15 protein-coding genes and 1 pseudogene are annotated in these 24,234 nt (G+C 54.1%); 7 read left to right on the top strand and 9 right to left on the bottom strand.

Translation table 11 applies throughout. The features are described 5' to 3' along the window. Nucleotides 1-16: 16 nt before the first annotated feature. The 4 genes from DV706_RS20760 to DV706_RS20745 form a co-directional block, all read right to left on the bottom strand. Nucleotides 17-1,693, bottom strand: coding sequence for a hypothetical protein (locus DV706_RS20760; RefSeq protein WP_006065916.1), 1,677 nt, complete (start codon nt 1,691-1,693; stop codon nt 17-19). 62 nt (nt 1,694-1,755) lie between these two features. Beyond that, a complete protein-coding gene (locus tag DV706_RS20755; RefSeq protein ID WP_083902035.1) occupies nt 1,756-2,166 on the bottom strand; it encodes a hypothetical protein in 411 nt (136 codons plus the stop codon). A gap of 473 nt (nt 2,167-2,639) precedes the next feature. Then, on the bottom strand, nt 2,640-2,810 hold the full coding sequence (locus DV706_RS22190) for a hypothetical protein (RefSeq protein ID WP_240756943.1): 171 nt from the start codon (nt 2,808-2,810) through the stop codon (nt 2,640-2,642). Between the two features lie 441 nt (nt 2,811-3,251). Further along, entirely contained in the window at nt 3,252-4,184 is a 933-nt protein-coding gene (locus DV706_RS20745) for a hypothetical protein (protein WP_240756942.1), read from the bottom strand. A 177-nt stretch (nt 4,185-4,361) separates the two neighbouring features. On the opposite strand from DV706_RS20745, the gene DV706_RS20740 reads away from it, so the two are divergent. Continuing rightward, a complete protein-coding gene (locus tag DV706_RS20740; RefSeq protein ID WP_006065912.1) occupies nt 4,362-6,953 on the top strand; it encodes a protein NO VEIN domain-containing protein in 2,592 nt (863 codons plus the stop codon). A 95-nt stretch (nt 6,954-7,048) separates the two neighbouring features. After that, nucleotides 7,049-8,284: pseudogene (locus DV706_RS20735) on the top strand (DUF1156 domain-containing protein); the annotation flags it as partial. A gap of 8 nt (nt 8,285-8,292) precedes the next feature. Here DV706_RS20735 and tnpC read toward each other — a convergent pair. After that, nucleotides 8,293-9,729 (bottom strand): IS66 family transposase, encoded by a 1,437-nt coding sequence (tnpC, locus tag DV706_RS20730; RefSeq protein WP_029601814.1) that lies wholly within the window; start codon nt 9,727-9,729, stop codon nt 8,293-8,295. Between the two features lie 165 nt (nt 9,730-9,894). Between tnpC and DV706_RS20725 the strand changes: the two genes are divergently transcribed. Beyond that, nucleotides 9,895-11,340, top strand: coding sequence for a hypothetical protein (locus DV706_RS20725; RefSeq protein WP_240756940.1), 1,446 nt, complete (start codon nt 9,895-9,897; stop codon nt 11,338-11,340). On the opposite strand, the gene DV706_RS20720 is transcribed toward DV706_RS20725, so the two are convergent. Continuing rightward, a complete protein-coding gene (locus DV706_RS20720; RefSeq protein WP_049889763.1) occupies nt 11,337-11,711 on the bottom strand; it encodes a hypothetical protein in 375 nt (124 codons plus the stop codon). The genes DV706_RS20725 and DV706_RS20720 overlap by 4 nt on opposite strands. 2 nt (nt 11,712-11,713) lie before the next feature. Then, complete coding sequence (locus DV706_RS20715; protein WP_006065908.1) at nt 11,714-12,307, bottom strand: hypothetical protein; 594 nt, start codon at nt 12,305-12,307, stop codon at nt 11,714-11,716. Nucleotides 12,308-12,632: 325 nt separating this feature from the next. Here DV706_RS20715 and DV706_RS20705 point away from each other — a divergent pair, with 325 nt between their 5' ends. Genes DV706_RS20705 through DV706_RS20695 form a run of 3 tightly spaced genes read left to right on the top strand, consistent with a single transcriptional unit; the run spans nt 12,633 to nt 18,964 of the window. After that, a complete protein-coding gene (locus DV706_RS20705; protein ID WP_006065907.1) occupies nt 12,633-15,866 on the top strand; it encodes a DUF499 domain-containing protein in 3,234 nt (1,077 codons plus the stop codon). Nucleotides 15,867-15,905: 39 nt separating this feature from the next. Beyond that, nucleotides 15,906-18,533, top strand: a complete 2,628-nt coding sequence (locus DV706_RS20700; protein ID WP_006065906.1) for a DUF1156 domain-containing protein — start codon at nt 15,906-15,908, stop codon at nt 18,531-18,533. 35 nt (nt 18,534-18,568) lie between these two features. Continuing rightward, a complete protein-coding gene (locus DV706_RS20695; protein ID WP_006065905.1) occupies nt 18,569-18,964 on the top strand; it encodes a hypothetical protein in 396 nt (131 codons plus the stop codon). Nucleotides 18,965-18,979: 15 nt separating this feature from the next. Here the strand turns inward: DV706_RS20695 and DV706_RS20690 are convergent, their stop codons facing one another. Further along, nucleotides 18,980-20,779: a hypothetical protein gene (locus DV706_RS20690; RefSeq protein ID WP_006065904.1), complete on the bottom strand. Its 1,800-nt coding sequence runs from the start codon at nt 20,777-20,779 to the stop codon at nt 18,980-18,982. Beyond that, nucleotides 20,772-22,007 (bottom strand): AAA family ATPase, encoded by a 1,236-nt coding sequence (locus DV706_RS20685; RefSeq protein WP_006065903.1) that lies wholly within the window; start codon nt 22,005-22,007, stop codon nt 20,772-20,774. Before DV706_RS20685 ends, DV706_RS20690 begins: the two co-directional genes overlap by 8 nt. 118 nt (nt 22,008-22,125) lie before the next feature. Here DV706_RS20685 and DV706_RS20680 point away from each other — a divergent pair, with 118 nt between their 5' ends. Further along, nucleotides 22,126-23,985: a DUF4143 domain-containing protein gene (locus DV706_RS20680; protein ID WP_049889762.1), complete on the top strand. Its 1,860-nt coding sequence runs from the start codon at nt 22,126-22,128 to the stop codon at nt 23,983-23,985. Nucleotides 23,986-24,234 lie beyond the last annotated feature (249 nt).

Raw genomic sequence — 24,234 nt, 5'->3', positions numbered from 1 at the left:
GATGTCTGTTGAATTGTCATAACGTATCTCTCATTTTCAAGAACGAGCCGATCCGCTTCGCTGCGTACAGGGCGACCGCAAAGGGAATCGCATATCGAATAAGGTCGACTAACAGTGTGAACCAGCCTGTCGGGGTGGCCAACGGATGCCACGTTTCTGTAGTTGTATCACCGATATAGGCTGGGTTGTGCGAGCGCCACGAACCGGGATGGTACTCTGCGGTGTAGATGCCCGGCTGGTGAACAGTTATCTCTGCGATGCCAGCTGCGTTCGTCCGCACCACCTGATCGCCGATTGTGATGTAGCCCTCACGCGAAGCAGCGCCAATCAGTGAGAATCGAGGATCGTCGAACGGACTCTCGAGCATGATCGGCGCCCCCGTCTCAGCATCACGAAGCTCGATCTGCAACGTCACTGCAGTCGCATTCGATTCGATGATTTCGACAGAGAGGTCACTCTCGCGTATCTCCCGTTCCGACCCTCCATCGGGTTCAATGATTTCTGCTGAGACACCGCGAACAATCCCGTCGACCCTGATAGCATCTCGATCGATGCCATCATACCGGAGAGCAAGACCGGAAGAACGGGTGTAGGACTCGGAGACGACGTCGATGTCGACGTTCTCGTGAATCGAGGGTTCTGGAGACGAACTCTCTGTCCCCCAGACCTCGAGAATGTTGGGACCGTCACGGATGGGTTCTGAACGCGGGCCTAGCTCGGATGGATACGCGTGGACGTATACGGGGAGGGCGTCGGATGGTGTCGACTCTTGACCGTCCCGACTCGAGTGTATCAGATCGTCCCAGTTGGTATCTCGAGCCGTGTAGTATCGCCACACACCACGGACGTTCGCCTCACCATCATCCGAAAGCGTGTATCCATGCCACGGTTGGGTCTGATAGATTGCGACACCGCTGTCGCCGTTTGGATACGATGCGTGGTAGATCGACGCCCGTAGATCGTAAACCTCCACATCGAGGTCCTGAGAGACGGTCACCTGATCGGCAATGACCTCCGTTTCATTGCCACGATCGCGCTCGACTCGAGCGCTGATATCCGCCTCGAGTGTGAGTGTTGCCGGGCCACCACCATCGAATGCATATTCGAATGTCGGAGTCTGTGTTCCTCCTGTGGTCTCGACAACGTCGTCATCGTGTAAAAGGCGGACTTCGTCGATTCCGTGGTCTTGGATTGACGAGTTGCTGTCGAGACGAACACGATAATCGACGAATCCACTGAGTTCGCCTTCCGGTGCGATGTAGTGAACGGTCCTATTTTCGTCTATGTGTGTTCTCGTCGACGGCTGGATCGAGAACGTCGTCGCGTGTGCATCGGCGATGAGGACAGAATCTGTTAGCTCTGCATGGGTAGGATAGATCGAAGTCTCTGCATTTCCACCCTCGAGTGACTCGTAATCGTATGCCGTCCAGCGTTCCGCGGTATCTGGAGGTTCTTTGAACGTGATATCCGTGCAGTTGCCGAGTTCCTGCATGGCCGTTCGCTGTTCATCGTATCGCTCCTCGTACTCGGCATCACTGAGACACTCATTCGGAGCTTTCGACCAGAGCGTCGCCGTCTCGTTGACGTCTAACTCACTGTCGTCAGTGCCCGGTCGTGGTGGAGAGTCGGCACTCACGGCAGTCACCCCTGCAAACGCGAGCGTGACGGCAACGAGAGCGAGCACCGCAACCATGTGAGGACGAATGTGATGCACGAGCGGAGTGAATCAGAGACGATCCAGAGTGTAGCGTTGAGTTACCACGGGACGAGGTCGACACACTCAGCGAGTGGAAGCCCCATCGCCGATCCAGCAACCGTATACAGCGGTCCGAGGATCACGAGGATAACTGCAGACTTCATCGCCGTCCGCTTGTGCTGTTTGAGGCTCTTTTTCTGCTCAATGTTCATCGTGAACATCTCGACGAGTGAATCAGCCTGCCAGACCACAACCAATCCCATAATTCCGAGCGCAGTCGTAATCTGGAAGAATCCAGAGATCATGTCTGGCAAGCCTTCAGCGTCACACACGACGCTGTCTTGAGCCAAAACGGGGTCTACAGCGACAAGCGAGAGGATAAGGAACGAAGCGAATCCGCTACGTACTACTCGCTGTCGAAGAGCATTGGGATTCTGTTGTTCACCAGTAGGACGATCCCTTGTCGTCATTGAGAGACCTGACCTCTACTAGATCTGTATCGGGCCATCTCGCTGTGCGGATTTGCGGTGAAGCCACTGTTCAACGGATTGTATCGACTGCAACCTGTTCGTGAGAATTTTCGATTTCGGTTCCTCGAGTCGCTCATTTATTACCAAACGCTAGCCTGTCGGGATAGGGCATATATCTTCTGTATTTCTTAAATGTTTCTAGAAATAAATTGTTTTAGAAGACATTCTTCTATCCCTGTATAAATATATAGCGAGTAACGAAAGTCATATTCACATATATAATTTGAGTACAAAATGATGCAACGCACTTCGAAACTCCTGAATGTATACTAAGATCGGGCTACCCGGAGTGATTCCATCGATCTGGATACTGATGGCCGCGCCCAATACTCGACAGAGGTCCTCAGCGGGCCAGCTTTGATCTCAAAACCGCGTTGTCCGAGGAATATGGACAGCCAGTCAGCTGTAGCTCCCTATTCAGAGATATCCTCTTCGTCGAGTTCTTCATTCACAAACTCGATCAGTTTCTGCAGTCGGTCGTTGAACTCGTCCTCAAACTCAGTGTGGAGTGCGTCATCGTACATCCGAAGAGTTCGTCCCAACCCAATCGCAGCGAGCCAGTCTCGGAACTGATCGCTGTTCATGTCGTCGACGGATATACTCAGTGAATCCGTGTTCGATCCAGCTGCCCAGAGATGAAGAAGATCGAGATCATTGACCATCGCAAGACGAGCGAAATCCGCAAACGCGGCACTTACCTCTCGGGATAACTGCGTGTAGGACACAGAATCATGATCAAGTTCTCGCTCTCCCTTCAGTAGTTCATTGACGTATGAGAGCGATCGCAGTGACAGGAATCCTTCCCTATCGACCGCCATCGGTGGATCGCTCTCTGACTCTGCAATCTCGGACAACGCTTGTCCACAAGATCCGCAGTAATGATGGACCGTCTTGACTTGGCTACCACAATTCGGACAGTAGGGCATACTGTGAGCTACGAGTCATAGATACTGAGACTTTGCTGGTATGGGCATCGCTGTGGATTTCCCAGGGAGTAACGAGGGAGAATACGTTCGAGCGCGCTCTCAGAGCGAATCCCGCACTAAATCGTCGAACTCGATCAATATCTGCTCGGGGACAAACTGTTCGAAGGTTACCCACCCATCCGGAAATCCAATCGTCACTCGCGGGTGCAGGGGTTCGCCGTGTTCCATCGATCGGACGTCAGTCGGGATGGTGACGAGTCCCGTCGCTGTCTCGAGTTCTGTGTCACCTCGGCGGAGTAGGTCCTCAACGATCGCATCGGTACGAACGTCAGCTACATGCTCAGCTCCGGATTCCTTTGATCGGATCTCGATCTCCCGCGATGTGTCTCGAGGGTTCGTATTCCTTAGACGGAGCGTCGAATACCCATCCACGCATGCATCCTCGAACCGTCCACGGAACCCGGTATCGTGGAAGGAAATTCGGGTTGCATCGTCCAGTTCGAGATAACTCAGTACGGCCTGTACGGTTGCGTCTGCGGTGCCGTCGTCGGATGCCCGAACGGCGAGGAGCTGTGTTCTCGGTTTGAACGTCGCGACGGTCGTCGGCCGGTTTTCTTTCGAGATCGTCAGTTGTGTCTGGGATCCGGTGTCGGGGACATTGCAGACGACGTAGATACGGTTGTGGTCCCTGACGGCGGTCTGGACTTCGGGTCCGTACGCGCCCGGGGAGCCCACATCCCCGACTCGACCGGTCGCAACGTCGGGTGAGACCTGGCGCAGTCCATCGACTCGGTAGTAGTAGACTGACCGGGCGCCCGCAAAGCGGAGCTGTGACGCTGCTCGTCGGAGTTCGATCTGAGAGAGTTCGTCGAGCGTGTCGGCGAAGCTCCGATCGTCGACGTCGATGGAGATATCGGCTGCCTGGAGGACGCGACGGCGGGCGGCCTGTGAGGGAAGATTGCGAATGAGTTCTTGTGGTGACGCGTCGTTTTGCGTTGGGTCAATCGGGAGGTCCATATTGGGATCAGACACGTACTACCAGTCGTAGTGTCCCTATTGGAATTTATATGTTAAGAACTTCTGATTTATCACCAATCAATGGAAGCTAGCAATCCAGACCAATTAGTACGGAGAATTCGAGAGCAATATCTGGCCGATTCGCCTGATCTTGTGAGAACAAGTCTCCACGGTCACTCGAATGTCGTTCAGATGAACTTTGCTTCGACATATTTCCCGCTTGAATTCATCCAAAACGCAGACGATGAGGGTGCCAGTGCAGTCCGTTTTCAAGTCCGGCAGATCGACGGCGACTGGTGCTTAGAAATTCTCAACAACGGGCGTAAGTTCACCGACAGTGCACTCGAAGGCCAGGATAGAGATACTGACGATGTCAAGGACGACGTAACTGGACTGTGTGCAGCTGGCGTCTCACCGAAGCATCCCCGTGATCACATCGGCTTCATCGGAGTAGGATTCAAATCGATCTTCGAGATCAGTCAATGCGTCGAGGTCCACTCCGGTCAATTCCACTTCTCGTTCGATAGAGAACGTGCGGAAAAACACGGTGATGAGATCCCCTGGAGAGTCGTTCCCTGGGAATGTAACGCTACGAAGGAAACAGAGGTCCCTGCGGAGATCGATGGAACTGAGTATACTACCCGGTTTGTTGTTAGACTGGACGAACGGGGCCGGGAACTGCTTTCGAAAGACGAACTCTTCGAACCCCTCCATTCCGAGAACATCGACCGGCGTGTATTCCTCTTCTTGAAAGATGTGCGTGAGTTATCTATCGAAGATCATTACTCGGACAACTCACGGCATATTAGCCGGACAGACGACGTTCGTGATGATGGGTTAGCGTCGTCTGTTGAGAGAGCGAGACAGCAATTCCCCAGCTTAAAGCAGAAGACGATCAGAGACGAGGCAGACGCGCAGTTCGATCCTATCGAAGTTGTAGAACTCGAGGAGTCGTTAGCAGATGGGACGAAGGAGGCGGATACGTGGGTACTGTTCAAACATCTCTGGGAGGTGCCGGACAGCATTCAGGAAGACCCAAAGACGGAGCAGTATATGCGTGGAGGTGTAGATTACCGCGAGGTGTTCATCGCCTGTATCGTAGACGATGATGGGGGATTCGCCCGGCCGGAAAGCGGGACTCTGCACACAGGCGTATTCAGCTATCTTCCTCTCAAAGAACTCGAGACTGACTTCGACTTTCTCGTTCACGCAGACTTCCTCACGCCTGCTGATCGACAGACGATCAAGCAAGAGCTTCCCTGGAACCGCGAGATCGCACAGGGCGTAGTTGAGTGTGCGAAGGATGTCCTCGATGTTGTTGCTGGTCACGACGATTGGTGGACTGACCTTGGCGTATTCGTACCAGAAGGGCAGGGAGACACGTTCGTAACAACGGAGATCGTTAACAGAATTCACGAGTATGTCGAGAGCTCAAGTTTAGTCCGAGATCAAGCGGGCCAACGAATCAAATTAGACGACTGCCAGGTGGTTGACGAACACATTGGCGAAGCTTTCGACGCTGATCAAGTAGAGGAAGCGGGTGCTGACCGTCCCATTCACGAGGAACACGAGGAGATCTACCAAACGATCGAGAGCAGAAAATCGCTCGGCATCCATCAGTTTCTCCAGAACTATGATGTCACGACGACGCTCGAGGGTGTTGCCGGTGTGGAGAGAACGAACACCTTCGAGCGAGTATTCGAGGGGATTTCAAGCAAAGCTTCGTTTAGGCAATCAAATATCCTCAGCACAACCGCTGTGCCATTAGAAGATGGGCGAGTAGTTGGAACTGATGACGTAGAGCAGGTCTACCTTCCACCTACTGGGATAGACTTAGACGAGTTCGAGACTGCGCGCCCGCTACAAGAGGTCCGGTCCTCTCTCAATATTGTAGATAGTGACCTTGCCGAAAAGGAGGAGATTCGGTCGGTGCTGGATAAGAACGATGTAGAAGAGTTGACCGAAGGAGCACTGATCGAAGAATGGCTCCAGACCGTCGAATGGGACACTCTCACGACGAATGACCGATACCTCGTAGCGGCAATCCTCTGTCGGGCATCGAGTGATGGCGAGTGGGAAGTCGGTGAGGATCCGCCAACCCTCCGACTACAAACAGAAGATGGCTCCTGGCTCTCGCCATCTCAGCTTCTCCTCGGTGAAGCCTACGGCCCGACTGTGGCAGACGATACAGATGCTCCGACTCAAAATCTCCAAGCCGCTCCCTGGTTTACTACGAACACGGTGATCGAAAATCGCGGTATCTTCGCCGAAGCAGGTGCTGACGCCCTCAGAACCGGACCTCGGTACGTGAGTGAAGCGTACCTGGAGACGTTCGACGAACTCGGCGTCGACGACTGGAGGCCGTTCCTTCGGAAACTTGGGGTCGACTCGATGGTCAATGAGAAACACACCATTGGAGCACTGGGTGAGCTCTTCGTGAAGCTACAGCTGGAAGCGAAGCAAGATGTCGATGTCAGGCAGGCAAAAATCGGCCGAGATTTGGATGTCGGCTCTATCAATGACCCCGATGGACAGATTGTCGAGGTCAAATCAACAAAAGAGTCGAAACAGGATTTCGATCTGAATACCACGCAAACGCAACTGCTCGAAGCAGAGTCGGAGCGATATCGTGTGTACAGGGTGACCGAAGTTCTGTCGACGGACCCGATTGTTCGCTATGCGGATGCGGAGACGGCCCGTAGTGCAGGAACGTTCAAATTGGAGTTCTCAAGCAGCGACTGGCAGCGAGACTCTATTACAATGGAGACGAGGACCTCTTACTGACAGCAATACCACCACTGTTGAATTCCAACTTCGTCTGTGACAGGCAAGCGTAGTACCAGATTTATATGTCTCTCGTGAAAATGGAGGGATATCAAATGTCTGAGCAGCAACCACGAGAGGAAGGCCGTTCTGAACTTCCTATCGAACGTGGCTTTCCGATCGAGCGAGTGAATGAGATCGCAGAAAAGGAGGGACGAGCGAAACAGTGGTATCGCCCCATCTACACGATGCACAAGTGGTGGGCACGCAGGCCGGGGTGTCTTTTCCGTGCGATTACGCTCTATTCACTTCTCGACGATGATACAACGATTGACGATGTCGATGTGTACGAACCGGGTGAGAACCAAACACTCGGCAGGAATGGATTAAGCAATCAAGATCTCGTCGACGCTATTCGCGAGGTCTCGATGGACGATCCGGAATCACTGTGGGACTTCTATCCGAAGGACGTCCGGATCAAAGACAAAAAGATTCTCGATCCGTTTATGGGCGGCGGGACGTCGCTCGTAGAGGCTTCTCGTTTCGGCGTCGACTCCGTTGGCGTCGACCTGAACCCTGTGGCATGGTTCGTCACAAAGAAGCAGCTCGATGCTGGCCAGACAGACGTTGAGGAACTTGAGGAAGCGTTCGAGCAAGTCAAAGAGGACGTTGCTGATGAGATTCTCCAGTATTACAAGACGCCGTGTCCCAATTGCGACGGCGAGCACGACGCGGACGTGATGTATAATTTTTGGGTGAAAGAAATTGATTGTGTCTCTTGTGATGCAACTGTCCCCTTATTCAAAGATTATCGCGTTGCTGCTGGGCGTTATGAGAATGATGATAAAGAGAATGTACTTTGTCCCGGCTGTGAGACAATAAGCCTTGTTGATGATTGGCAAGACGAGGCGGAATGTGATGAGTGCTCTTTCGAGTTTGAGCCGAAGAATGGAAATGTATCCCGGGGAGGTTATTACAACTGTCCAGAGTGTGGACAGAAAGAATCAATTACGAAAGCGATTCAGGAGCAAGGATATAATCTCAGGCTTTATGGAGTAGAATACTATTGCGAAGAGTGTGATCATGCAGGAAGAGAAAAAAGTGCTTATAAAGGGTATAAAGAAGCCGAACCTAAGGACAAACAAATATTCGAAGAGGCAAAGCGTGAATGGAACACTCGAACCGATCTGCATAAATATGCACCATCTGAACAAATCCCAGATGGTTGGAAAACTACCTCTGGGAAATTTTCAGGATCTGCTCCTGGGGCAGGAGACCTTCGACCGTACGGTTATACAAAATGGGAGGACATGTTCACTGAGCGCCAGTTGCTCTGTCTCAGTAGATTATTGGTACGTGTTTACCCCGAAGTCTCAACAGCCGGTTCAGTGTGAGCCCGTGAGATCATCTCATTGTTGTTGACGACTCGGCGAAGTTCTTCGTAGGGATTGCGTCCCTGCTGGCGCCATGTCGCCAGCAGGGACAAGATCGTCTCGTGAACGAACATACCTCGATCGTTACGGAGTGTCCCGATGATTTTCCGGAGAACGACTGGTTCACGAAGTGCGTTCTCAGCTGCGTTGTTCGTCGGGGAGACCGCTGGCTCACCGACGAAGGTGAGCCAGTGGTCGATCCCTCCTTCGATTTTCCCGAGTAGTGTTGCCACTGGTTCGTCGGTTACTGACCGCCCCACGAGCGATCTAAGCCCGTTCTGGCATGAGCGGTGCATCTGTGCTCTCTCACGAAGACTCGGGTCGGTCTCCAGCCACGACTGGAGACCGACGAACATCTGCTTGAGATACCGGTAAACGGGCTCTGCCTCCTCGTGGTCACTAGCAGCGTCTTCAGCTTCTCGGAGAAGATGTGCCCAGCACCGCTGAAGGTTACTGCTGAACGCTGGATACGCCGTCCACCCATCGCAGATGACCGTTCCCGGGAAGTCCTCGCCGAGGACTTCCGCGGGAACATCACTTCCACGACTCTCCCTTACGGCGTATAGCGTGTGCTCGCTCGTCCGAAACGTCCAAATCCACGCCTGCTCACCCTCGCGTTTGATACCGGTTTCGTCAACGTGAACGATCTCTGCTTGCTGAATCTGTCTTCGAATCTGTTCGTATTCGCAGCGACCGGCGCGCGCAGCGCGCTCGGTCGCGTGCCACGCGGACGCGCCCGAGAGTTCTAATCCATGCAGTTGCTCGAACCGGTCAGCGATTTTCCGGTAGGGGAGGCGGTGATCGTACCGAGAAAGTGCTGCTTGAGAGATGACGTTCACCCCGAACTGCCCCTCATCGGGGCAGTCGGGGTGTGTAGCAACGGTTTCTGTTCCACAAGAGCTGCACTGGTAGTAGTGACGGTTGTACCGGGTGATTTCTGGTGGCTGTGGATCGGGAACCTCCTCGACGAGTCGGGGGCTGACGCCCACCGACTCGTCGAAGTGTTCACCACACTCGGGACAACAGTCACAGGTGACATCGATCTCTTTGTCGGGATCTGCTGTTGCACGCCACTCAGGGTCGTGACCGTCCTTCCGTCCGGGAGTACCGCCATCGGTTCGAACATTCTCGTCTTCGTCGTCCTGCGAGGTCGGGGACTCGTCAGTCCCCGACCGTCGCTTACTGGGCGGTGTATGCGGATTTTCGTATTTGCGAAGGCGTGTTTCGAGTTCTTCTATCCGCTCGTCCTTCTGATCGATTTTCTTGTCCTTTCGCTTGTTCTCCCGTTCGAGTTCTTCGACTCGTTGCTCAAGTTGGAGAAGCCGAGAAAGGAGCTCTTCTTTGGTGAAATCGTCTGCGTTCACAGACTCCACCAACCAGTAGTGACAGCAGAAGTAACGGGATGGGCTCCGCTGCGGAGCCCATCCCTGAGAATCGTATCCGATGTCTGCTGCCTGTTCATATCGCGTCCGTTGAACGCTTCCTACGAGAGAGTACCGAAATCAGCCCGGGCTAAACACATACGATTATTGAAAAGCATCGACTCCATATCTGACAAAAACCTAAGAGAATTTTTGTTGCTCGCCTTTTCTGACGCCATTAGATACAATTGTAAATTCGTTACATACAATAATGGATATAATAAGGCCGATCATATGTTTAAAGCGAATGCATTTGTGCCCACTACATATCCTGTTGAGAATAATGTCTGGGGAACAAAATTTGGGTCGGGAAGTTTCACTGCAATCTGGGATATGTTATTGAACGGGGTCGAGTATGCAAACAAACCTACTGAACGCTACGTAGAAGAAGGAGAAGCCAAAGAAACACCCACATTCGCTCAACCAGTTGGGCTAAATTCAGAAATTAGCGTGGGTGATATGAGAAATATTACTACCGAAGGAGAATTTGATGCCATTGTTACCGATCCACCATATTATGATAATGTGATTTACTCGGAGTTGTCCGACATGTTTTACGTGTGGCAAAAGATTCTGCTTGAGGGGATCTACCCCGGATTTGATAACGATCATACTCCACGAGCAGATTCAATTGTAACGAATCCAGCATTAAATAAGACGGCTGAGGACTTTGAGCATGAAATGGGTGAAGCACTTTCCATAGCCAACCAGGCACTCAAAAACGATGGATTGTTAGCTTTCACATATCACCACAGTGATGAAGAATCATGGGGTGAACTTCTTGAATCTCTCTGTGAGAATGAATTCGAAGTGACGGCAACGTACCCAATTAATTCTGACCTGAATAAGTTTACAGGTGCTGGAGCTGTTGCTTTTGACATTGTTATTGTTGCGCGCCCGATAAAAGATCGAAAACCCATCTCGTGGAACTCTCTCCGGCGACGTATCGTTCGAACAGCCACCAAAACTCGAGAAACGCTTGAGGAGAGTCGGGATCTCGCAGCTGGTGACATCGGTGTCATCGAGATGGGGAAATGTTTCCAGGAATACTCCAAACATCACGGCGAGGTTCATCGTGGGAGCGATATTATGTCTGCCAAGGAGGTCGTCCAGAAAATCTACGGGATTATTCAGGACAATACCCGCGGCGAACAAGCTGTCTACCTCGACCTCCTCGAGGCGTACAACCCATCCTACGACGACCTAAACAAGCATCTCAAACACTCCGATGCCGCCGAAGAGACGATGAAAGAGATGCACCTCTTCCGAACCGAGGGCAATAATTTCGTCCTCTGTGACTGGGCCGACGAAAAGCGCCAGGCCTACGTCCAGAGCAAGGCACAGGAAGATAACGGTGATCTCACCGCTCTGGATAAGGCACACTTCCTCCGATATCGCTTCGAACAGGACAAGTCGACGAGCGAATACCTCGAGCAGTGGGATACCGACGAACTCCAAGACGTCTGTGAGGGGCTAACCGAGGCGACAGGCGATGAGACGTACCTGAAAATGATCGGCGTCGATACGTCGCTGTTCGAGTTCACTGAAGACTAAGATTGGGCGTCGAGGACCTCAAGTGCGATCGCGTGCGCGGAACTTTCTCGGACGTCAGTCAGCTTTGCCCGGACGGTAGCACCGCTCGGTAGGTTCTTTCCTGCTGGATCCACGAACGTGGCGATTCCTTCAATCTTCGTAAACGCATCCGGACTCTCCTTGCCAGGCGGACTCTGAATGACGATCGTTCGTACCTCACCAGTCTCGAGCTTTTCACGGGCATCACGACGTTTGGCTTCTTCGTGGCCCTGCTGTTTCCGCCGTGCCCATTCGAGTATCTGGTCGTCGTGGAGGCGTTCGAGTGTGGCTACTCGTTGCTCGAGTTCTGCGATTCGTTGCTGTTCATCTTGGTGCTCGATTTGCGATGACATCGTTATTCCAGCTCACCGACCCGCTCTGCGAGTTCCTTGATCTTCTTGCAGATGTCTTTTCGACTATACTTCGTCTCGAGGTAGACCCCATCAGTGACCTCGACATCCTCTGCCATCGATCCTCCCTTCTGATGAAGCGGTTCCGTATTGATCAGGTACCGCTTCCAGCCGCTTTTGATCGGGAGATCGCCTTCCGTGAGGTATCCGTTGACGAGCAGGAAGTCGACGAACGCGACCAGGTTATCCTTGGCGTTCTTATTCCCACTGAGTGTGATCTCTCCGTCCTCGTATGTGATTCCCGTCTGTTCGTACACCTGCTCCCAGAAGTCGTCCGACGTCGACGCTTCGGTCTGGGCATCGGCTCGCTCCAGGCGTTCTACTTCGAATTCCAGGGCTTCTAGCGCGGTCTCGTCTTCGTCACTCACTTTCGGCCAGACACTCGTGACCTCCATCGTGAGATTCTCGATCGGGAAATCGTCCCACTCGAGCTCGTCGATAGTGACGTACTTCGTATCGTTCGAAAGCGGTGCTTTGCGCTCTTCCTTGACGGTAATCCCCTCGCTGGTGAACACGACTGATCGTTTCTCTGTCGTCATGCCCCTACCAATACACTACTAAGTAATAGTTTTTACTAACCAATTTAGAGTCTACTCAGTAGAGATTTGGGGAACTAATTGACAGCTGTCTACGATGGACCCTGAATAGACGCACAATAGGCCTCAACTTGGTAGAGTTCCTTTCTTCTGTGTCGATCGTATGGTGTTCTCCACGATAACTGCCCCGAGAATAGTCTAATAGACATTATAATGTTGAATATATTCTCCTAGGCCAATCTGAAATCGGTAACAGCTGGATAGTTGAAGTTGACAACAGTAAAGATACATACTTTCATAAGATGGTCGGCCATTGTGTCAGACAGATATGAGCGCAGAAGGAACTCTCAACACAAAAATCGATGACGTGCTGACGCTCAGCCCAGAACTTACTGAGGGCGGCAGCCTGATCAAAGGCCAGATTCGCCTCTACGATGTCGACAGTGATGCCGACACGCTGGAATCTGACGCGGAGCGATTTTTTGATCGCACGCTTCTGACTGGTGGGTTGGAAGACTCGATGAAGCGCCTCCGTGACACCCTCGAGGGTGAGGACAATACGCGTATACACGAGATGTACGGTCCGTACGGGACCGGTAAATCTCACCAGATGGTGGCGATGTACCACTGTTTCCAATCCCCCGATGTCGTCAGCGATTGGGCCGATGGCCGAATCGAGGGCCTCGGTGATGCGCTTCCTGACGACGCTGTTCCGATCGTCGTCTCGCTGCAGAAAAAACAATACCAGTACCTCTGGGAGCCGCTGTTCGACGCACTTGACTACGAACCTGATGAGAGCGAATACGACGACGAAGGAGGCTACCCTACGATAGACGTCATCAAGGACGCGGTGGGTGACCGTACGGTTGCGTTCTTCATGGATGAGCTCGAGGACTTTTTCCAGGCGCTCAAAGGCCAGCGGAAAGGTGCCAACAAGGGCTTTCTCCAGGCTCTACTCGAAACGTCCACGAGCCCCGATACTGAACTCTATTCGTTCGTTTCCGTCCTTCGCGAGGGGTCGGACGTCCATGATATCCTGTCGCGCCAGCAGCGCGTCGAGGTCAACATGTCCAATCAGGTCGACATCCGGGAGGTCCTCCGTCACCGACTCGTTGACTCTATCAACGACCGGTCGGCGATGCGCACGCTCGTCGACCAGTACATCGAAGCCTACGCGGATACGGACTACGTCGATCTTCCGGACGGCCTCCGTGAGGAAATGTACGATACCTACCCGTTCCACCCGATCCTCATCGACTCGCTGAAAACCCGCTACTTCGCGGAAACCGAGTCAGGGGCAACCCGGGGGATGCTCTATCTCTTCGCGAAGGTACTCGTTGACCAGTACCAGGACACTGACCTCATCACGCACGGCGCAGTCGACGCCGTCGAGTACAATGACGAACTCACCCGGATCAACGTCGAACATTCCCGGCCGGATCGGTGTTACGACGACATCCGAGAGCGCCTCGCGGACGCGGACATCTCCTACGGCCGGCCCATCCTCAGTACCGTTCTCATCTACTCGCTCACGCCGGGACTCGCGGAAGGCGCGACCACTTCCGACATCGTCATCGGAACCTATCACGCTGGCGACCGCATCAACGACATCATCGTCGACCTCGAGCGCCTCCAAGGCGAGGTCTACCACCTCTGGCGCTCCGACGACCGCTACGTCATCCGCGAGGATGAGAACCCGCGCTCGCTTGTGAAAAACGCCGCCCGTGACGTTGACGACGAAGACGCGATCGAACTCGTCGGCGACAAGGTCGAAACGCTGTTTGGCTCGGGCGCACACGCGGTCGGGTTCAACGTCGACGGCGAACTCGAGAACGTCCCCGATAGTCAGAACATCAAAACCGTCGTAAAGAACGGCCCTTGGGATGCGGACAGCGTCGGTGAGATTATCAAGAATCAGCCTGCCGGCCGGCAGTGGCGGAACACGCTCGTATTCGTTCAGCCGAAGAACGGCAAGACCATCTCACCCACCTCACAGCAGGAGAAGTTCCTCGGAAAGGCCAAAGAGGTCATCGGGGCGGAGATCCGAAAGAAGGATGAAAACTTGGCCGAGGAGATCCGCGATGAAATCGCAAACCTCCACGACGAGTACGAGGATGACCTCCTAGAGCGCCTGGAGAGCGCCTACGGAGAAATCATCGACGGTGACGACCTTCTCAACGAGTTTGACTACGCGGCCGAGATGTCGCTGGAGAACTTCGTCGCCACCGAACCCGTCCTGAACGCCAGTAACATCGCCGCAGCGGCGGAAGCGGATCCCTTCGACCTCCAGCGCCACGTCTGGGACATCGTCCGCGATCGCCTCGATAGCCGTTCCGAGACGACCATCGACGACATCTACGAGCAGTTCCTGATGGCACCGACGTATCCCATCCCGGGAAGCGTCCAGGCGGTTGTCAACGCCGTTGAGGACGGACTTGAGGAGAAACCGATTCTGGCCCACGACGGCAGCGGCTTCAAGGACGAACTCCGTGGTCTAACTCAGGACACGGTACTCGTCCTGGAGAGCGACGTCGAGAAGTGGTCGACCGAAGAAGTCGAATCCGAACTCCGTGGTCGGTTCGGTGCGGGAAAGAAGGAGGTCGACCTAGAGCTGTTCGAACTCGACCTCCGCAAGCGTACTGACGTGTGGATCCACGACCAGGACCCGGAAGACGCCGTCAAGATGGCTGCTGGGCGGCTGGCAAACGAAGACCAATACGTCCTCGTCAGTGGGAATGAAATCCTCGACAAGGTGCGTTCGGATGCAACGCTCCGCGACGTCTCGGACGCTGAAACGATCGGCCCGAACGAGGTTCGTGATCGCATCGAGGAGACGATTGATGCCGCCGGCGAAGCCGACACCAGCCAGGTGCTGACGACCATTCGCAACGACACGGAGGTGTATCTCCCGCAGGACAACACCGAGTCCGCGTTCCGCAGCGCAGTGAGTACGCTCCTCTCCGAGGGATACAAACTCAAAACCGGAGGCGACTATGTCAGTACCCTTGGTGATCGTGAACCGACCTCTGTTGTCGTTGCTCCGATGGTTCCTGATGACATCGGTGAGCGCATCCTGAATTATATCGGCGACCTCGAGGAGGAAGCTACTTTCCAGGTGCAGTCGATCCAGAGTGACTGCGCGGCAGGGCAACCCGAAGCTGCAGTCAAGCACTTCCTGCTCGCCAACCTCGGGAAGGAGGATCCGCACTACGTCGTCGGCGCGACGGGTTCGGAGGATCCAGCAGACTGGTTCCCCGGCGCTGGCTTCCGTATCCCTCCGGAAGAGGGCTGGACCTTCGAATATCAGGGCGACAGTCCAGCTGAGATGCGCCAGGAGTGGAACGAATCACACGAGTCTGGCTCTGTCTCCTACGGATCGCTCTCGTTTAACACTGAGGGCGAAGACGCAGCACCAGGCGGACTCCAAGGTGTCGCTGAGTTCCAGCAGGCACACACGGATCTTCAGCTCGAACTCGGACAATCTCACGAGATCGTCGCCGACATTCTGGAGAACATCCCCGAGTCTGCCACGAGCATCGACGTCACCATCCAGTTCGAATGACGCCAATCTTCAAATACGAAAGCGGGGCCACCATCCACCATGTCTGACCCGGATGCGAACTCGCGGGATACGCTCCCTATCGAACGGGGATTCCCTATCGAGCAGGTGAACGATCTCGCTGATCGAGAGGGACGTGCCAAGATGTATTATCGGCCGCTGTCCACAATGCACAAGTGGTGGGCCAGACGGCTCGGGAGCGTGTTCAGGGCGATCTCTCTGTACTCGTTAGTCGATGATCCCAGCGCCGTTGAAATCCACAATGCAGATCAGGAAAATCTGAATCTATCCGATTTCGGCGACGGAGATTCAGAAGACATCGCCGCTGAGGATCTCTCTGATCTCATCGAGGGGGTCAGTCTCACTAATCCAGATGCGCTCTGGGAGCTGTATCCGAAAGACGTTCGCGTCGACGGGAAGACCGTCCTCGATCCGTTCATGGGTGGCGGAACGAGTCTCATGGAAGCCATCCGCTTTGGGGCTGACGTCACCGGCGTCGACCTGAATCCGGTTGCATGGCTTATCACCAAGAAGGAACTCGAAGCTCATGAGGTCGATATTGACGAGCTTCAACGGGCCTTCGAGGATGTCAGAACAGCTGTCGCTGACGAACTCCAGTCCCACTACAAGACAGCCTGCCCTCACGATGAGGATCACGTTGCAGACATCGTCTATGCGTTCTGGGTACGGAAACTAGACTGCACGTCCTGTGGGGAGACGATTCCACTATTCAAAGACTACCGTGTCGCAAACGGTCGCTACGAGAATGATGACAAGTACAACGTCTACTGTCCTGAGTGTGAATCGGTCTTCCTGACCGATGATTATCGTACTGAGTCTATCTGCACCGAGTGCCGACACGAGTTCGTTCCAGCGAACGGCCCAGTGACGCGAGGCGGTAATTACGGCTGTTCGTCGTGTGGTTTGCAGTACCCCATTGTGGACGCGATTGCTGACGGACAGTCGTATACTGAAGAGCTCTATGCGATCGAATACTACTGTCGGTCATGTGAGGATGAAGGCAAAGAGCGGTCTACCTACAAGGGTTACAAAGCGGCGACCGAGGAAGACCGTGCCAAGTTCGATCGCACCAGCGAGGCGTGGCACTCTGCAGAAGACCTGAGTGCGTATGTCCCACAGGGCGAAATCCCCGAAGGCGCGATCACAGCAGCGTCTCGAATAAATGGAAACGATGTCTTCCGCCACGGCTACGAGACGTGGTCGGACATGTTCAATGATCGCCAGCTCTACTGTCTTTCGACGTTGCTCTCTGCAATCGATGACGTCGACGACCAGACTATCAAGGAGTATCTCCTCCTCGCCTTCAGCGATTCCCTGATGTTCCAAAATAACTTTTCCATCTATAATATCTCCGGAACGAAAATCGAGGGGATCTTCAGACAGAACACCTACCAACCCCAGGTCGAATACGCGGAAAACAACGTCTGGGGAACCAGAGCTGGCCGAGGCACGTTCAAGAATACGTGGGAGAAAATCGTCAACGCCGTCGAGTTCGCCCACCATCCGACGGAACGCTACCTCGAGGACGGAGAGCTCAAAGAGACGGCTTCGTTTGAGAACCCGGTCGGAGGCGAATACACACTCCACCAAGGCGACGTCCAGGACGTCGAGCTCGAATCGGAGTACGACGCTATCATCACTGATCCCCCATACTACGACAACGTCGTCTATTCGGAGGTCTCAGACTTCTTCTACGTCTGGCAACAGCTGCTTCTAGCCGACGAGTATCCCTGTTTCGGCCCCGAAACGACGCCTCGCGAAGAGAGTATCGTCGCGAATCCGGCTATCGACAAAGACGGGGCTACCTTCGAGAGGGAACTCAAACAGTCGTTCTCACGGATGGGTGACGTGCTAAAAGACGATGGCATCCTCACGTTCACGTATCGTCATAGCGGAAAAGAATCCTGGGGGATGCTCCTAGAATCACTGTGCGACGAAGGGTTTGACGTGACTGCGACGTATCCAATTTCGGCCAATCTCAGCGAGTTCGTAATGGGCGACGGGCTCAGCTTCAGCGTGATCGTGGTCGCACGACCTGCGTCGGATCGCGATCCGATCAGTTGGTCTGCACTCCGACGACAGATGCACAGGACTGCTCAACGGACACGGGAGGAGATTCGGGAAGGACAAACCATCTCTGAAGGAGATATCAACGTCGTCGAACTCGGACGGTGTTTCCGAGAGTATTCCAACCATCACGGAAAGGTCCACCGCGACGGAACGGTCATGTCCGCTAGTGATGTTGTCGCCGAGATCTACGACATCATCGCTGGTGACGTCTCTCCCGATGAAATCTACTTGAGCCTCTTGGCAATGGAGAACCCCACACTTGACGACGTGAACCGCCTGTGCAGAGGAACTCAAATTAGCCAAAATGACCTCCTGGAACGAGCGCTTTTCGACACCACAGACGGCTTCACGCTATCGCGATGGCACGATGATCAACGGTTTTCCTACCTCCAAGGGAAGGACCCTGACGAGCTCTCGGCTCTCGAACGAGTTCAGCTCCTCAGATACGATGCCGATGAGGAGACCAAACCGAGAGACGGCCGCCGTGAATTGGAGGTCACAGGAACGATGATGGACGTTGCATCCGAACTTGCGGACATCACCGGGGAAGAGACGTACCGTCAGCTCTTCAGAGACTAACATATTTTACACTCCTGTGAGATGTTCGTAATGACATGAGTGATATCGACGCAGTGGCGGGCATGTACAATATCATCGTTAGCGGCGAGCGAGAGTCCGCCGAGTACCGGGTTCCTGTCGAGGAGTTCGTGACGAAGCTCGAGAATCGAGACCTCCCTGACGAAATCTGCGTATCAGGACTCGAGGATATCCTTACAGGAGACGATGATCTCCGTGACCAGCTGGTATCTACGATGCGACAAGAGATGGATTATCTCAACAGCCAACGCCCGTTACCAGCGATTCAGTTCGTCGTCGACGGTGATGTTCAAGGTGCCGGTGACTCGTTCGACGTGGAAATCGATGATGAGTTCTACTCCTTGGAGCCAATTTTTGGTCGGCAAATCAAGAAGCGGGATTCGGGATGGCTCGTTACACCGTTTCGCGTGTAGCTCCTGTACAACGGTTCACATCAGGGGAAATGGCCCTTCTGTGCTTACCGAGGTGCCCTCTTGGTCTGATTTGAGGAAGTGGAGTGTCACAGTCCCATGGTCGTCGTTCCCCTCAGGATCGTATATCGGGACGCAGGTTGTCTCGTGTTGCGGGTATTTTGGATGGTCTTCCTCGTCGGTCTTTGCACATGCCTCTTTGATTCGGGACTTCGTCCACCGGCCCTGATTCTCTAGTTCCGGTTTGTTTGGTCCATAGGACGCGAATGCGATCGCCGCAATGACCCGGTCAGCGAACGTGGCGGGATTGCTGATACTAAACGGGCCGTTCGTATCGTGGACTTCCGAGAGGGCCTCCTCTGAAACGCCACTGAGACTGAGGTGCGCATCGGTCGTCGCCTCGAAAACGTGGAGGTCAGGATAGCTGATCGCCAGCGTCTCCAAAATGTACTTTCGGATCCCATCCTCGTAGTCCTCACAAGTGAAGTCACCGTCAGGCGAAACGACCTCTATCTCTGCCCCAGTGTGTTGTACGGGTAGCCGAACATTGCGATACTGGGGACAGAGGAATGCCATCCGATCGGTCTCTGTGAGATAGGCGTACGCAAACATCCTCGACCGGGACCCAGAATCGTTAGCTGGATTCTTGCCCTCCCGATAATACTTGGAGTCCAGTACCGCGAGCGTTTCTTCCCCGTCCGTGAGGAGGTGATCAGGTTGATGTCGGGCGTCGGCGTTTCCAGCAAAGGGATAGATCAACGGCTCAGGTTTACATTTGACTCCCGACAGTTGGTCCAGATAGTCGATTCGGCGTAGGGCTTCGATTTTCCGGTTGAGAATTCGATTGGAATAATCCTGGAACAGTATATTCATGCTCAGCGCATAATCGACGAGGAGTTCCTCTGGGCCACCACCAGCCTGACCAAGCAACGTCGAGGAGAGAATTGATTGGGCGGTGTGGAAGGCTCGTCGGTAGTAATGGCGCTGTCGGGGGAGATCTTGGAGGGAGAGCCGACGATAGCCGCCGATTTGCTTCTGACTACTCTGGATTCCCAACTCTTCCATCCGTTCCACCTCCTGGTGAACCATGGAAAGAAGCACATCCTGGCGGGGGTGTTGATGGCCGTCTTGATCTTGCTGGAGCAGCCTGAGGAGGAGTTTCCCGGCCATATGAATCGCCGAATTCACAGGGTTAGCGTACTCGACCTGTGTTTCGACCCAGGTCGGGGCCGGATTCCCGGTAGCGTGATTCATAAGCGTCTGCTCGACATCGATTGAGCCCAGTCCCTCGAATCCGTTTCGACGATGAATATTGAGGTCCCGAATGAACCCCTCGCGTCGGATCGTTCGGACGCCACGAACATAGTTGATCGCCAGGATGGCGATAATGCGAGCGGATTCAATGCCGCTGGACACCAATTCGTCGAGTGGAACCCCGTAATACGACTGCGTCCTGTCGATGTCGTAGACCGTAAGGAGCATCTGGATGACGTGCTCCCAGTCGACTTTGGGTTCGACCTGGACACTCATCCCCGGGACGAGCCTCACGATGCCGACGACGTCTGAGGGCTTGACGTGGAGTGTGTCACCTACGAGACGTACCGAAAGAACCTGAAGCGCATCCGTCTCGGTATTTCGCCCGGATCGAGTCCGTAGTCGAGGCCGCTTCTTGACGAATTTGCTTCCTTCTCGAACAAAGTTCGCCGCCCGAAGTTCGGTATTGATCGTATCCGGATCGCAGTCCTCGATGATGAGCTTTCGATTCTCCTGGACGGAGCAAAGCGACGTTCCGTAGTCGTAGCGGACAGCCTTACTCATAGGCGCTGACGCCCATCTCGCGTTCCTCAGCCTCTGCTTGCTGGTTCGCGAGGTTCATAGCGGGACTGAGGTCGAATGCTTCGAACTGGTTGTCGAGCGTCTCGTAGTGACTCGCAAGGCGATTGATCTGGGGCAAGGCCGCTGTGTTCAGGAGACGGGGCGCAATATAGGTCGCAAATGCCTGACCGACCGCGATGTCTTCTTCACCTGCGTACGGTCCACCGTTCCCACAGGCGTGCTTGAGGAACTGGGTGACGTCTTCGTAGTGCATCGGCCCGAACTCCATAATTCCGTCCTCACCGCTCGTGGTTGTCCCCTCATTGATCCCTTGGTGGTGGCTCTCGAAGAGCTCCTGTAGTTTGTCGCGATCAATGTCCACATCGGATCCGAGTTCTCCGATCCAGCGGTCGAACAGGGAGGCCCGTTCCTCGTCACCGTAGCGGCTGAGTTCTATCATCGCGAAGCGACGGGTGATTGCATTGTCGAGCTCGTTCACCGTTCGGTCCGACATATTCATCGTACAGATGATCTTGACATCATCGGTGAGCGTGAGCGGGTCTCCGTCGTCATTACGGAATATCACCTGGTCTTCGTCCTCGATGGCAGTATACAGCGGACCGAACACCTGGGAGATGTCAGCGCGAGTGATTTCGTCGATAATGACTCCCCAATTGTCCTGATACTCGTTTGCTTTCTCGATGCCCTGTGAGACGCAGCCAGCCTGACGACGGTACTTGATATCCCCATTCTTGTCCGTCTCCGGTTGGATGCTACCGGTGATATCTGCAGGCGTCCACGTTGGCGTCGCAGTGTGGATAGAGTAGTTGATGCACGCCTCCAGTGCAAGCTGCTTAGCGAAGTATGTCTTTCCGGTACCGGTCGGGCCGTAGAGAACGATCGGCTTCCCGACTTCGATAGCTGTGAGCGCGTTCTTCTTGACTGTATCCGGGACGAGTGTCTCACCCAAGTTGTAGTTCCGTTGGGCGACAGTCTGTTTGACTTCGAATGGAGTGACAGTAGAAGTCAATAGCGCCTGTTGGACATCGTCACGGTTGCCAGAGACGCGACCGTCGATTTCTACATCTTCAACTAGATATCTCAGTGCGTCGGGGTCAGAAGTTCGGTTGATGAAATCAGTCGCATAAGCGGTTGAATTGACGATGAAGCCACTGAATTCCTCCGCCTCCTCACGGTCGTAGTTCTCAAATCTCGGCTTCCCGCTACTCATTAGTTAGAGAATGTTGGAGGGGTACCATAAAACGACATGTATAGACGGGAGAACGTGAGCTAGCGAAATACAAAGAAACATACCTATGTAGATTAACCGTGGGATTGAGACGGATCCTATGGCATTCGACTCGGAACCATTCACTTCTGGGCACACCCTCATTCAGCGACTTGAGGAATACAACCCGTGGTGGGAGCGCGGTCGAGAGGCAAGCCTAACCGGGGAATATTCATCGCTTCAGAACATCTTTTACCAGACATACGACGACCTGCATCAACAGCGACGGCGATTGGTGCCCATAACCGGGCCTGACGGGGCTGGGAAAAGCGCCCTCCTCAAGCAACTAGTCTCTGCGCATATTGATCCGGATTTCGTAGAGAAGTTCGTTCGAGATGCAGACAGGCGTGAACAGGCTCAAGACCACCTCGTACCCCCATCGAACGTTCTGTACATTCCGCTTCGAGATGATCCGGTATTCCAACTTCAGCCGGAAGACCAGCTCCGAGCAGCCGTGGATCACTTCGAGACGCACGTCCTGCGGCGCCCTCGGTCGTCGCCGCACTACATACTGTTAGATGATCTCCATACGATTGAACGCCCGAATAAACGTGGAAATCAAGACGTCGGTCGCTGGGAACGCCTTCTTACAGACGTGATTGCCGAGCACGATGAACGCCGAATCGTGTTCACGGCGCTTTCGAGGAGCGCCGTACGGGAACGATTTGAGGAAACTGGCGTTGCAGATGTGAACGGAGGACCGTTCGGTGAGACACGTATGTTGTATCCAATGGGCTTCTCCGATTTTCTCAAGATGCGATACCGGGATATTGAACTCGCACCATCAACTGAACGATTCGATGAGAGCGCAGTTCGAAAGGCGTTGCGAGAGGCTGTCGAAACGGGGGACGCTGACCGATTCGTAGCCGAAATTGAAGCCCAGAACGGTGACGCCATTACAGACTCATCGACGGTCCGGCGGGAGATCGCGAATTACTGCACGAGCGGGGGAATGCTGACGCTCCGGATCGCCGGAGACGACGTCTCGATTGACGAGGAGCAGTTTGTCGACATAATCCGTGGACGAGACGATGTCGATTTCGAATCCCATCAGCGAGAGCTACTCATGGGCTTCAGAAACGACCTCCTTCATGCTACGACGAATCTTGGAGGGGTAAAGGACGCACTCGGCTTGGAGCGGTTTTGTGCCCTCACCGCTCACGAACACCCGACCGGGGATGTACGCTTCGACGAGCTAACCGACGTTCTCAATGTCGATCGCCGAACCCTCCGCGATAAGTATCTCAGTGCACTCTCGAGACTCCACTTGCTTTCGGCGGCTCAGGAGTACGACAATCAGCGACCGCGGAAACTCCGATTTTACCTGCGCGATCCAGGAATCACGAATGCGTTCTGTCGGAACGATCTCAATGACGTCCTCCGGCGTGAGCCCGGCCTAGACGAGGCGCTGGCGAAGGCGGTCGCGTTCGATCACACGGTCCGGCTGTCGAACGAACTCAACCATCCCCACGATCCGAAGCGTGGAGTAGTCAAGTTCTGGGTGGGATCAAAGGGTGCAGTCGACTTCGTGCCCAAAATACGCGGTACACCCGTTCCGATACTGTGGTCTCACAACCGGGCTCTGGATGAACTCCAGATGAGTCGATATACGCCTGATTTCGATGCTTTACGGGAGTTCCTCAAGAGCGATGCCTACGAGAGCGAACGGGACAGAGTCGATGAGCAGATGTACAGCCCTGTGACGGACACCTTCACCAAGCAGAGACGAGCATACGTACAGCAAGACGAGTACGGGGGTGAGCTCAGTGATGATGGGAAGGCGACGTTTGACGGCGAGCCAGCATTCGGAATAGTAGTTTCAAATGCGCGGTCGGCGCTGGATGAAGGAATCACCGTCAATACAGACGACTCGAAGCCGATCATCCAGATTCCACTCTGGACGTATCTCCGGTTAGAATGATAGAATTCAAGAAATACCCATGAATATGTCTGAAGATCGAGTGATTCCGATCTAAATCCGGCAGGTGGCATCTCGATTTCGCTCGTTTTTTATTTACCGGACAGCGTCACATTCGGGCGGTGTGGTGCCCCAAACCGTGATGTGATTTCGGCCGGAACTTGCGCTCACCCCAGCGCAATCAAGCGTTCCGTCTTCGTTTGGAGACGGCGGATACTTCTATGTTGGTGCGCGGCAGGAGATCTGCAGGAA

The organism is Natronorubrum bangense, from assembly GCF_004799645.1.
Classification (GTDB): domain Archaea; phylum Halobacteriota; class Halobacteria; order Halobacteriales; family Natrialbaceae; genus Natronorubrum; species Natronorubrum bangense.
The sequence above is the reverse complement of the archived record's forward strand: the minus strand, read 5'-3'. Positions and strand labels throughout refer to the sequence as shown.